We start from the raw sequence: 12,287 nt of genomic DNA, 5'->3' as shown, positions 1-12,287 counted from the left end.
GCCGATGGCGCAGCTGTTGAAGTTATGCGCACGCTACTGAACAAAACAGATATCAGTGGTGAAATTGTCATTGGTGAGGGTGAAATCGATGATGCGCCAATGCTGTACATTGGAGAGCAAGTTGGTATTGGTGGCGATGAAGTGGATATCGCTGTCGACCCGATTGAAGGAACGCGTATGACGGCAATGGGACAATCGAACGCACTAGCCGTACTTGCCGCAGGTGAGAAAGGCAGCTTTCTTAAAGCGCCAGATATGTACATGGAAAAACTGGTTGTTGGCCCTGGTGCAAAAGGCGTAATTGACTTAGAAAAGCCGTTAAAAGAAAACCTAGAGAACGTAGCAAAAGCCCTGAACAAGCCACTTGATACCCTAGTCGTTATTACCCTTGCGAAACCTCGCCACGATGACGTTATTGCAGAAATGCAAGCAATGGGCGTACGTGTCTTTGCGGTGCCTGATGGTGACGTGGCTGCCTCTATTCTGACTTGTATGCCAGACAGTGAAGTGGACATGATGTACTGTATTGGCGGCGCGCCAGAAGGGGTAGTATCAGCAGCGGTAATTCGAGCGCTAGACGGTGACATGCACGGTCGCCTGCTTCCTCGTCACGAAGTAAAAGGCGATACTGAAGAAAACCGCATTTACGGTGCAGATGAACTAAAACGCTGCGATGAAATGGGCGTAAAAGCAAATGTTGTCCTCAAAATGGAAGACATGGCTCGTAGCGACAATGTGGTATTTTCAGCTACAGGCATCACTAAAGGTGACTTGCTGGAAGGTATCTCTCGTCAAGGCAATATAGCGACCACAGAAACGCTGCTCGTGCGCGGTCGATGCCGTACTATTCGCCGCATCAAATCGACTCACTACTTAGATCGTAAAGATCCAGAAGTGCGTGATATTATTCTTTAAGCATTTCTCGAGGCTCTCGCTTAATCTGAGTTTGAGCCTTTCTTTCCGCACAACCGGGCAATAGATTCTGAATCACACTCGTTCCTCGTTGTTCAGAATGACGGTCACCACAGCAAGCTCAAAATCAAAAGAGCTCGTCATTCTAGCGAGCTCCAGCGAGACTAAGAATCTAATAACAGCAAACTCCTATTCTCTCCCTCTCACCATAACCATTGCACAACCGAACGATAGATTCTGAAGCACACTCATTTCTCGCTGTTCAGAATGACGACGTATATTGGCTCATATGAACATAGCCCTTACAAATCCACACTCAAATTAAGTCAACACTTTTCTTTACTAACCCTATCGCGCATAATATGTACTGACGTATAAATGGTGGGTATATGAAGACCGTAGATAGGATATTGCAAATCGTTAAGCGTGATGGTTCCGTCACTGCAAAACAACTCTCTTCTGAGCTAGGTATGACAACCATGGGGGCACGTCAGCACCTGCAGAGTTTAGAAGATGATGGCATCCTGTCTATTCATGACGTCAAAGTCAAAGTGGGTCGCCCCGCTCGCCATTGGTCTCTCACTCAAAAAGGTCATGAGCAATTTGCTGACCGTCACGGTGAGTTGACCATTCAGTTTATAGAAGCTGTCGAACATATTTTTGGCAAAGATGGACTGGACAAAGTCACATCGGAAAGAGAAAAACTCACGTTACAAAGTTATCGTCAGCACCTTGAGCAATGCAACTCTCTGCAAAGCAAACTAGAAACTCTTGTGACACTAAGAGAGCAAGAAGGCTATATGGCCGAGCTTGAGCAAGATGAGAACGGATTTATCTTGATCGAAAATCACTGCCCGATTTGTAAAGCCGCAACTCGCTGCCCAAGCTTGTGCCAATCAGAATTAAGTGTCTTTCAGTCTTTACTTGGACGTGACACCAAAGTAGAGCGTACCGAACACATCATTAGCGGCCAAAGACGCTGCGTTTACCGCATCCAACAACTGCAGTAACCATCACAACCCAACATCGACATGTCGCACTTATTCAATCTCAAGCTTGAAAGCTTCTCTTATAAGTGAGACGGCTGAAGAATTCATCCTCTCACCTCTTTCTAGTGGTATAGGCTTTTAGTAACTAAAGGCAATTTCCATAAGGATTTGGAGAGCATCGATGTCTACTCTACGTCACTACCCTTCTCAAACGCTTCCGCCATTCGATGAAATGGTTCGAATGGCAGAGCGAGACCCAGAAGCTTTTGAGCAATTTCGTCATGAAATGGCAAAAGAGATGATCGAAAGTGCATCAGAAAACATGCAAGAAAGACTGTGGGCTCAGCAAAGCCACATCGATCGGGTCATCAGCACGTGTAAAAACCCTCACCACACCAATGTGGTATTGATGAACGAATTACAAAAACAGGTCGTGAAGTTCAGAGCGGCGCTACAAGGGGAAACGGCACCGACTCAAAAAGCGGATGTGGTTAGCTTAGAGGCATTTAAAGGTAGGGATGATTTTTACTGATACTCAGCAGACAGATCGAGAAAGTTAGGGTTCGTTTCTCTTACCAAGGCTAACTTCCACTCACGCTTCCACTGTTTGAGCTGCTTTTCTCGGTTTATAGCAGTTGCCATATCTTCGAATAACTCAAAGTAAACGAGCTTATGAACGTTGTATTTCTTGGTAAATCCCTCAACTACTCCGTTTTTATGCTGCCATATTCTTTGAGGCAGCTGACTGGTAACACCAATGTAAAGAACGGCGTTGTTGTTTGACGTTAGGATATAAACGCAAGGTGTCCTATCGATGATTCATTCTCCTTCATGATTCGCTGTTACTTTTCCATTGTAATTCAATCGCTCAGTTCAAACTCGGAGCGCTCTGTGCGTAGATTCTGAATCACGCTCGTCCCTCGTTGTTCAGAATGACAGTGGCTTTAACAGTCTCTAAATCAAAAGAGTTCGTCATTCTAGCGAGCCTCAGCGAGACTAAGAATCAAGTAACAGCAAACTCCTATTCTTACCCACTCACCTTAACCACTTCGCAACCAGACAATATATTCTGAATCACGCTCGTACCTCGTAGTTCAGAATGACGGTTACAATAGCAAGCCCTAGACCAAAGGAATTCGTCATTCTAGCGAGACTAAGAATCTACTTTCAGCGAGCACGTTACTTAAAGCCATTACTCAGGCTCAGGGCCATATTGGTTTGGTCCTGATGTCCCCTTTAAGAAGCCACATTCAATTAGAATCCATAAACCACAAATCAGAGAAATGGATGCAACGAACATTTGCGGTGTCGACGGCTCTTGTGCAACAGGGCTAGTCATTGGCGTAGCGATTCGTCCGATAATCAGCGGAATATTCAGTGCTAGCCAATAGATTGATTTGTTGCGGTCATGCCAACGCTTGGTGGTGATCGCCAAATCAGGGATTAACAAAATCACCAAGAAAATAGGGAGAAGTAAATAGGAGAAAGTAGGAAATAGCTTACTGATTCCAGCACCAAAACCTAGAATAGAGACATAGTAAATGACGTTCCAAATCCAGTAGGTTTTACGGTTTATACGTCCTTGAAAAGAAAACAGTAACTCTTTAGTCGACATCAAATTTTACCCCAAAATAGAAAGGTTATAGATTAGCCGAGTCGATATGGTTTGGAAAGTACACCTGCAGTGTAAGCGCCAATAGTGCCGTTATAACAAGCAGAGCGAGACTAAGCTGAAGCAACGATAAACGCTAGATAAGGCCTATTAGCTTTCAGCTCCCTTGCATCTCACGGTGCTTAACCCTGCCCGCTACTCTCAAGAAACTCTGTTCAACCTAATTCACTACCTTCTGGAAACTGTCTACATCCATGTCTCGGATGTTGACCGTTAAGCTGTGCACGTGACTGGCTTGCTCTTGAAGAGTCGCCATCAAGGCTCGTGACAGTTCTCGCTTCTGCTCTTGGGAACGGCCAGATAACAAATCAAAGTTGATATGGATAAAGTCGAGGCTATCGCCCTCTTCCCCAATTAACCAATTGTGGCACCGGAGCGTTCTAGATTTCACTGACGCGAGTTCAAAAAGACCACTCTCTAACGCCGTTTTATGTAAATCCTCCAGCAATCCCTGAACATTGACGCGTTCTTCCACCGAGTTTGAATACTCTAAAACGAGATTTGGCATTTTGATTCCTTTCTACAACAATTAATTCCAGCGCGTAGTAATACCAATCTCAGCAGCAATTTCCGAGGAATGAACTATCATTCTGTCTACGTGATCACCAATCGATTGCTTTTGACAAAAAGAACAGGATCGCTGCTTGGTCGAATCAGTAAAGAAAGCCGGACAAGACATGACGCCAATCATGATCTGTTCACATTATTCTGTTATATTCCTACGTAGATTTTTTACATTAATTGACTATTTACATTAAAGATAAGGGAGATATTCCTATGCGTCGTCCTGTAGTGATGGGTAACTGGAAACTAAACGGCAGCAAAGCAATGGTAACTGAGCTGCTAACTGGTCTTAACGCTGAGCTTGAAGGCGTTGAAGGTGTTGACGTAGCAGTCGCTCCACCAGCACTTTACATCGACCTAGCAGAGCGCGTAATCGCTGAAGGCGGTAACAAGATCATCCTAGGTGCTCAAAACACTGATCTAAACAACAGCGGTGCGTTCACTGGCGATATGTCTCCAGAAATGCTGAAAGATTTCGGTGCTACTCACATCATCATCGGTCACTCAGAGCGTCGTGAATACCACAACGAATCTGACGAGTTTATCGCTAAGAAATTCAACTTCCTAAAAGAAAATGGCCTAACTCCTGTTTTCTGTATCGGTGAATCTGAAGCGCAAAACGAAGCTGGCGAAACTGAAGCTGTATGTGCACGTCAAATCAACGCAGTTATCGACACTTACGGTGTTGAAGCTCTAAACGGCGCAATCATCGCTTACGAACCAATCTGGGCTATCGGTACTGGTAAAGCAGCAACAGCTGAAGATGCACAACGCATCCACGCTTCTATCCGCGCACTAATCGCAGCGAAAGACGAAGCAGTTGCAGCACAAGTAATCATCCAATACGGTGGTTCTGTTAAACCAGAAAACGCTGAAGCTTACTTCTCACAACCAGACATCGACGGTGCTCTAGTTGGCGGCGCTTCTCTAGACGCTAAGAGCTTCGCAGCAATCGCTAAAGCAGCGGCTAAAGCAAAAGCTTAATCTCGTTTTTCCTGAGAGTAGAATAACAAAGGGATGCATCATGCATCCCTTTTTGTTTGCGTGTTATCCACTCGGAGTACACCGATAGGAAGTTCTGAATTATGCTGGCTCAGCAATTTTCACGGTTGGTTTTTTCGCGAGCTCCGCACTGGAATCCTTCTTATAAAGGTTCTCGTAGCAGTAATTTGTTGCTTCAATGTAGCCTTCTACACTACCGCAATCAAAGCGCTGACCTTTAAATTTGTATGCCAAAACACAACCAGATTGAGCTTGTTGCATCAGCGCATCGGTGATTTGAATCTCGCCACCTTTGCCCGGCTCTGTATTTTCAATCAGCTCAAAGATATCAGGGGTCAGAATGTAGCGACCAATAATCGCTAGATTGCTAGGTGCAGTACCTGGCTCTGGCTTTTCAACCATGTTATCAATGCGGAAGATATCATCTTTAATCATCTCGCCAGCAATCACACCGTATTTATGCGTTTCTGATTCCGGCACTTCTTGTACCGCAACGATTGAACAGCGGAACTGTTTGTACAGCTCAACCATTTGCGCTAGAACGCCTTTGTCCTCATTCACACAAAGGTCATCCGCAAGCACTACAGCAAACGGTTCATCACCGACCAATTCACGTCCCGTAAGAATAGCGTGACCTAAGCCTTTCATTTCACGCTGACGGATGTAAGTGTAACTCGCAGAATCAATCAAAGAACGAATATCATCAAGCAGCGCTTCTTTACTTGTACCGCTAATTTGATGCTCTAGCTCGTAGTTTTTATCAAAGTGATCCATTAACGAGTGCTTACCACGACCAGTGACGATGCACATACCGTCCATACCGGCTTCAATAGCTTCTTCAACACCGTATTCAATCAATGGCTTGTTCACCACTGGCATCATTTCTTTCGGCATCGACTTAGTTGCAGGAAGAAAACGTGTACCGTAACCCGCAGCAGGGAATAAACATTTTTTAATCATAAACCATTACCAACTAAAAAAAGGCTCCTCTGAGGGAGCCTGTTATATTATTTTGAATATAAAGACGAATTAATCGCTACCAAACAGGTCACGGGTGTAAACTTTATCAGCCACATCAGCAAGTTCCTCAACCATGCGGTTAGAAACAATGACATCTGACATTTGTTTGAACTCTTCAATATCGCGGATAACGGCAGAGTGGAAGAACTCATCTTCCTTAAGTACTGGCTCATACACCACGACTTCGATACCTTTTGCCTTAATACGCTTCATAATGCCTTGAATAGACGAAGCGCGGAAGTTATCTGAACCAGCTTTCATAATTAAGCGGTAAATGCCCACAACTTTTGGTTCTCGCTTGAGAATAGACTCTGCGACAAAATCTTTACGAGTGCGGTTCGCATCAACGATTGCACCAATAATGTTATTAGGAACTTCTTGGTAGTTTGCTAACAATTGCTTTGTATCTTTTGGTAAGCAGTAACCACCATAACCGAATGACGGATTGTTGTAGTGATTGCCAATACGAGGGTCTAAGCCTACACCTTCAATAATTTGGCGCGCATCAAGGTTATGTGCTTCAGCATAAGAATCCAGTTCATTGAAGTAAGCCACGCGCATCGCAAGATATGTGTTTGAGAACAACTTAACCGCTTCGGCTTCTGTAGAGTCAGTAAACAAAACCGAGATGTCTTCTTTTACCGCACCTTCAACTAAAAGATTAGCGAACTTCTCTGCACGTTCGCTACGCTCACCAACGATAATGCGAGACGGGTGTAGGTTATCGTAAAGAGCTTTACCTTCACGAAGAAACTCTGGAGAGAACATAACATTCTGACAACCGAGCTCCTCTTTAATACGCGCAGTATAACCCACAGGTACAGTCGACTTAATCACCATAACCGCATCTGGATTAATTGCCATCACATCTTTAATCACTGCTTCAACTGAAGAAGTATTAAAGTAGTTCGTTTGAGGGTCATAATCCGTTGGTGTGGCAATAACAACAAACTCTGCGCCTTTGTAAGCCAGCTCTTTATCTAGCGTCGCGACAAAGTTGAGCTCTTTGTTTGCAAGAAAATGTTCGATTTCCGCATCAACAATTGGAGACTTCTTGTCGTTCAACAAGTCCACTTTTTCTTGGATAATATCAACCGCCACAACCTCATGGTTTTGTGACAATAACATGGCATTGGACAAACCGACGTAGCCCGTGCCTGCTACAGCAATTTTCATTTTTATTTCCTATTATTTAACTGACGCTAGCATATCAAAACACCTGCACTCTCGGTAGAGTACAGTGATTAACTCAAAGCCTAACTAGCAACACAACTTAATTCAATTGAGTACCCAAGTAACGCAAATAAGCGTTGCGGATACGCAGCTTGTTCTGCTCAAAGTACTCTTGACCATAACGGCCTCGGTTAAAGTAGCGACGAAGCATACTATTATCCATTACGAGTTCATCACCCTGGCCTGCCGCTAAATGGTTAGCATCATTACCAACCCGTGTCGTAACGTTGAAATCATAAGCCTCGTTACCACGAACTTGTATCACTCCCGGCGACATATCGCGCCATGGCGTTAATGGCAGTTTTACTGACACAGTGACAAACTGCTCTTCGTCTGTATCATTAAACTTTGTCACCTGATAACTTGCTGATACTTCTATATCTTCAAACCAATGTGAGGTCGTGAATTTTGCGCCGACATCCCCCTTCCAAAACTCGCCAGCAGTTGCATTAAACTGCCAATCCCACTCCGGCATAGAGAATGTATAACGAGTTAAAAAGGTTTGTCGGTCTGGATTCGCATAACCATTTTTGTCTTTTTCGTCTTGATGTTGGAAGTAGCTCATCTCTAGCCCCAACTCATGGTTGCCCGATTGAGAGAACCAAGCTGATTCGCTGCGCGCACCGATATAATCCGACTTAACCAAGCCTAGAGAGACCTGGTTAGCAATATCGACATATGGTAAACGGAAGAACTGATGCACCATTGCACGCTCAATCTCGTTCTCGTACGCGCTGTCTTCGAAATACCCACCTTCTTCAAAATCGTCACTTTCTGCTAAAGGTAAAATATGACGAACATCAATTGCCGCGCCAGACCATAGGTAGGTGTATAAGTTGCTAGACATAGCAAAAGAGTAATCATACACACCGTACTCGGTTGCAAAACCATGCCTTACCATAGGAGAAAGCACGATCTGCGAATCTAAAGTGCCTGAATTAACTCGCTCCGTTTTCCAATCAACCATGTCTAATCTTTCCGGTAAATCGCGCGTGATAAACTGAATGTCATCACAAGCTGCGCTACCATTGACAAAACTTTGGTAACAGTTAGCGTCAGACAAAACGCTGACCACTGGTTTTTGGTTGGCAAGCATCACAAGTTCAAATTGATCCGATGCAGCACCTATATCTTGCGCCGCATTTTGACCTAAATGGCTCGAAACAATACCCAGAGCGACACCTAGTCCGTCAACTTGATTATGGTTGTAGCGACGGTTTTCTAAAGCGACTACAACTTTGTCATTTGATACGCCCACTTGAACATTAACGAAGCCTTCATTTTTTAACGCACTAACCAAAGAGGAAATTGACGCTTGTTGCGCTTTGTTTTGCTCAACGACTAAACGATCCATTAACGTCATATTATTCTTCGCGTAGTCGCGAGAGTATTCCGTTATCAATGGCATCGAGAGTGCAGCACTCCAAACGCTTGAACCATCCGATTCATGACCAGAATAAATCTGGTAGCTTAATGAGGCAGTTATATCATTAGGCAGTAAATTATCGGGAGTAAACACTTTTATAGAAGAGTTGAATTCTACTGAATCGTACTCTCCTACTAGTTGAACAAAGTCAAAAGGTTGGTATTCAAAGCCACCAAAAGGGCCATCTAGAACACCCATCAAACGCTCTTCTGACTGACCGAAACCAGCAGAAACCCTTAAGGGAAGTGCATTAAACGTATAATCAGCGACGGCAAAATTAGTCATGAGCTTAGTTGCAGCACCACCGACATCTTGCATACCTAAAGCAAAATCTAAGTTCTCATTCCCCCAAAAATTGGGAACCTGATACTTCAGTGATAGTGATAAATCTCGAATACCGCCACAGCCTGTTTTAAAACAGTTCGAGTTATAATCATAAGTAACGATACTACCGTGAGCCTCTAACCCTTCAATGAGGCCGAAAGATACTTTGATAGAATCTAAACCTTGCACCTCGTCAAGCCAAGGGCGCCCTTGGGCAAAAGATACACCAAAGTTGCCATACTCTTTCACTTGAGCATTAGGTGTAAAAGTCAAGCCGGTAAAGCTCTGATTGGAGGGGAAGCGCTCTAATTGTTCAGTTGCCTTTGCTATCCCCACATAAAAAGGCAATGAACATGCCACAGCCCTCACAGTTATCATTTTTATCATTGGTCATGCCACTACTGAAGTTTAAAATACTTATTTTTCATTAACTTTACATTTGCATCAAGTTTCATTTTAATTAATGCGCTGTCTAACCAAAGCTAGCAACCAAGCTTGATATAAAAACTTCCACACAAATAGCCTCGAAAGAGACATATTTGCCTAGTAAACATAGCTCTTCCAATACACATATTGCTACATTATTTTATGCTGAGAGCGGCTTTGATGTTCGCTCACCGTGAACTGAGTGCGTTAGATCAGATGATATGGAGCAAACTCAAGTGATATCGATGTCATGCTAACCTATCTTTACTAGATCAGTTAGAATTTCAATTCGGCGCCTCATCACAAATTACGAACTTTCTTCTCACTCCATCTCCATTGAGGATGCTAAATAAGTATGTGAATACCTCATTTTTCGTAACACCGCTTAAGACTTGAAGGTTCAATTTGTTGGGAGCAGCACGGGTTCTAATGCACGGACGACGTTCACATCGTTGCAAATAAAGTAGTTCGAACGTTTCGCCAAAGCCTTGCCCTCTGCGATGAAGATGTATTTCTCACGGCCAGCGTTGGCATCAGTATCTATCCGCACTACGGCGGCAACAAAGAGGCTCTATTAAAAATGCCGATACCGCGATGTAGCAAGCGAAGAAAGCGAGACGGAACCGTTATGAGTTCTATACCTCGTCCCTCAACCAAGCACTGCAACAACGGACACTTTCATCACAACTTCGCTACTCTTTGCGTCGTGATGAGTTTAAGCTGGTTTCCCCCGAGTTCGACGTTAAAACCGAGCGATAGCTCGCATGTGAGGCTCTCCTCGGTTGACACCATCAGAACCTAATCAAGCAATGTCACCCGATATTTTCATCCCGATTGCGGAGCGTTCCGATCTGGTTCGACAAGGCAGTTCTGTTCTCCACCAAGCGTTTACGGACACTGCGTATAGCCTTGAGGTCTTGTTGCTCAACAGACTTAACAGGAACAAAATGAATATCAGGCCTAGAAAATGCTTCGTAAATTGCTCTCGCATCATTAGCATCGTTCTTTTGCCGCCCAACAAATGGCTTTACATGCTGAGCTGGGATAAGAGCTACGCTATGTCCAAGCTCTTGAAATATTCTGCCCCAATGATGCGAAGTTGCGCATGATTCCATCGCAATAGCCGTTTTCTCTGGTAATTGCCGGACTGTATCAAGAAGCTTGTCACGCTTTACCTTTCGGTTTGACAAGATTTGTCCATCAGAACTCAACACGCATACTTGAAAGAGGTTTTTGGCTATATCGATACCGACAACTTTAATAGACATGATGATTACTCCTGCTCTTACTGGTTGCACCATTAGTTTGATACAACGGTGCTAGAAGGGAGGTGCGTCCATCACATCAAAGCCTTAGGTTATCGCCACTGTTCGCTTTACTGTCCCCCTGACGATATTCATTACCATCCTGGGTAAACAGAGGGGGATCTTGACAAGTTGTTGCTACAGTCTTCGTCACGACAAACTTAATTAGCCCGCATTTCCTGTACCGTCGATCGATAGTGAGCGCAATGTGCAGTTCCCATACGCTGATGTTTCAAGGGATATTGGCGCCAAAGTCCGGTTCCCGTATCGCCCCCTTTTCCGAGGATAGAGTTCTCACACGACGTTTTGCCACAGATCGCCAGCAAAAAATACGAGCAAAATATCAACAATGTATACGTTAACCCTAATAAAGAGTGAAATTTGGTAGAGACGAATACCTCTAGAGAGTGAAAGTCCGCCCTATTTTTGGGTTCAGTTTGTCAGACCGCAGAGTCAGGCCTTATTTTGGGTTCGGTTTGCCAAAACGCAAAGTCAGCCCCTATTTTGGGTTCACCTTGCCACCGATGCGATGAGGTCGGCACGTGCTCAGGCTAAGATCAGGGATGGCCTGGGCTCAGAGGCGATGGGCACCGATTGTGCCGTTATTGGGAGTGAACTAAAAAATATCTGCCTTGCTCCTGCGATGAAGTTCAATATCAACGATCTCCTCAGGATCAATTCTGACTCAACACTCAAGCCCCGCCGCGTATTGTGCATACAAAATATCCGCGAAATCCGCTTCGGTTAATACACCAAGCAAAAGATCTCTGACGGCATCAGCAAGTAAGGCGTTGTCGATGACAATTTCAAACTCATTAAGTGATAAGTATTCAAGCGCGACCATCAGCCCCGTGCGTTTATTTGCATCAGGTAGGGCGTGAGCGATGGCAATACTTGCCGCATACTTTGATGCAATATCAAAGACATCTTCCAGACCATCATACGCGATCGCATTGTCAATTCGACCCAATGCACCTTGCAGCTTTGGTATATCCACCTCTCCCTGCATACCTGGCTCAGTCGCTAAAATAAACGAATTTATTTCAATCACTCGCTCGAATGGAAAACAGATGATATCCATCACATATCCGCTAATTTCGTGAATGTCTTACGATGCGTTCTTAGCGCTAACTTGGCTTCAGAACGCACAATTTGACGCCCCTGCATCCCACTCAAGTCTAACTGCTTGGTCGCTTTTACTTTCGGTCTTTTTACCTGTGGCACTCCATAGGCTGACAAGTCTTTGCTCATGAAACCTTCTCTCCATACGACTTCTATCTCTTCATTATACTACCGTTTTTCCTTCGATGCCCTAAGGCTTTTTAACCCTACTTAACCATCGCCAAGATAGCATGGTATAAAAAATCACCTGAGACAGTTGATCGAAAGGATCACGAAAATGAGACGTTTTCGAT

General features: G+C 44.3%; 12 protein-coding genes and 1 pseudogene. 4 read left to right on the top strand and 9 right to left on the bottom strand.

Going from position 1 to position 12,287, the window contains the following annotated elements:
* The 3 genes from glpX to R7041_RS14310 all read left to right on the top strand — a co-directional run.
* Positions 1–915, top strand: a 915-nt coding sequence (gene glpX, locus R7041_RS14320) for a class II fructose-bisphosphatase (protein WP_318128650.1), incomplete at its 5' end; no start/stop codon positions are given.
* A 386-nt stretch (positions 916–1,301) separates the two neighbouring features.
* The gene (locus R7041_RS14315) at positions 1,302–1,922 is read left to right on the top strand and encodes a helix-turn-helix transcriptional regulator (protein ID WP_053809483.1); all 621 of its coding nucleotides are present in this window, start codon (positions 1,302–1,304) and stop codon (positions 1,920–1,922) included.
* A 160-nt stretch (positions 1,923–2,082) separates the two neighbouring features.
* Positions 2,083–2,433, top strand: a complete 351-nt coding sequence (locus tag R7041_RS14310; protein ID WP_048626578.1) for a DUF3135 domain-containing protein — start codon at positions 2,083–2,085, stop codon at positions 2,431–2,433.
* On the opposite strand, the gene R7041_RS14305 is transcribed toward R7041_RS14310, so the two are convergent.
* From R7041_RS14305 to R7041_RS14295, 3 genes are all read right to left on the bottom strand, one after another.
* Complete coding sequence (locus R7041_RS14305) at positions 2,427–2,693, bottom strand: GIY-YIG nuclease family protein (protein WP_374044710.1); 267 nt, start codon at positions 2,691–2,693, stop codon at positions 2,427–2,429. The two genes, R7041_RS14310 and R7041_RS14305, sit on opposite strands and share 7 nt — an antisense overlap.
* A gap of 400 nt (positions 2,694–3,093) precedes the next feature.
* Positions 3,094–3,516, bottom strand: a complete 423-nt coding sequence (locus R7041_RS14300; RefSeq protein ID WP_012841178.1) for a DUF805 domain-containing protein — start codon at positions 3,514–3,516, stop codon at positions 3,094–3,096.
* A gap of 217 nt (positions 3,517–3,733) precedes the next feature.
* Positions 3,734–4,081, bottom strand: a complete 348-nt coding sequence (locus tag R7041_RS14295; protein WP_005397960.1) for a 5-carboxymethyl-2-hydroxymuconate Delta-isomerase — start codon at positions 4,079–4,081, stop codon at positions 3,734–3,736.
* Positions 4,082–4,350: 269 nt separating this feature from the next.
* Between R7041_RS14295 and tpiA the strand changes: the two genes are divergently transcribed.
* Positions 4,351–5,121, top strand: coding sequence for a triose-phosphate isomerase (gene tpiA, locus R7041_RS14290; protein ID WP_005384863.1), 771 nt, complete (start codon positions 4,351–4,353; stop codon positions 5,119–5,121).
* A gap of 99 nt (positions 5,122–5,220) precedes the next feature.
* Here tpiA and galU read toward each other — a convergent pair whose 3' ends face one another.
* The 6 genes and pseudogenes from galU to R7041_RS14260 form a co-directional block, all read right to left on the bottom strand.
* A complete protein-coding gene (gene galU, locus R7041_RS14285) occupies positions 5,221–6,099 on the bottom strand; it encodes a UTP--glucose-1-phosphate uridylyltransferase GalU (RefSeq protein WP_005397961.1) in 879 nt (292 codons plus the stop codon).
* Positions 6,100–6,168: 69 nt separating this feature from the next.
* Positions 6,169–7,335, bottom strand: coding sequence for a nucleotide sugar dehydrogenase (locus tag R7041_RS14280; RefSeq protein ID WP_005397963.1), 1,167 nt, complete (start codon positions 7,333–7,335; stop codon positions 6,169–6,171).
* A 97-nt stretch (positions 7,336–7,432) separates the two neighbouring features.
* Positions 7,433–9,529 (bottom strand): YjbH domain-containing protein, encoded by a 2,097-nt coding sequence (locus R7041_RS14275; protein WP_258512411.1) that lies wholly within the window; start codon positions 9,527–9,529, stop codon positions 7,433–7,435.
* Positions 9,530–10,416: 887 nt separating this feature from the next.
* Positions 10,417–10,836, bottom strand: a pseudogene (locus tag R7041_RS14270) (IS110 family transposase); the annotation flags it as partial.
* A gap of 721 nt (positions 10,837–11,557) precedes the next feature.
* The gene (locus tag R7041_RS14265) at positions 11,558–11,953 is read right to left on the bottom strand and encodes a type II toxin-antitoxin system death-on-curing family toxin (protein WP_213916540.1); all 396 of its coding nucleotides are present in this window, start codon (positions 11,951–11,953) and stop codon (positions 11,558–11,560) included.
* Positions 11,953–12,123, bottom strand: a complete 171-nt coding sequence (locus R7041_RS14260) for a hypothetical protein (protein WP_005397970.1) — start codon at positions 12,121–12,123, stop codon at positions 11,953–11,955. Before R7041_RS14260 ends, R7041_RS14265 begins: the two co-directional genes overlap by 1 nt.
* Between the last annotated feature and the right edge of the window lie 164 nt (positions 12,124–12,287).

The sequence above is a fragment of the Vibrio sp. 1751 genome (genome assembly GCF_033339895.1).
GTDB classification, from domain to species: Bacteria; Pseudomonadota; Gammaproteobacteria; order Enterobacterales; family Vibrionaceae; genus Vibrio; species Vibrio alginolyticus.
Note: the sequence above shows the minus strand (reverse complement) of the source record. Positions and strands in the feature narration are given on the sequence as shown.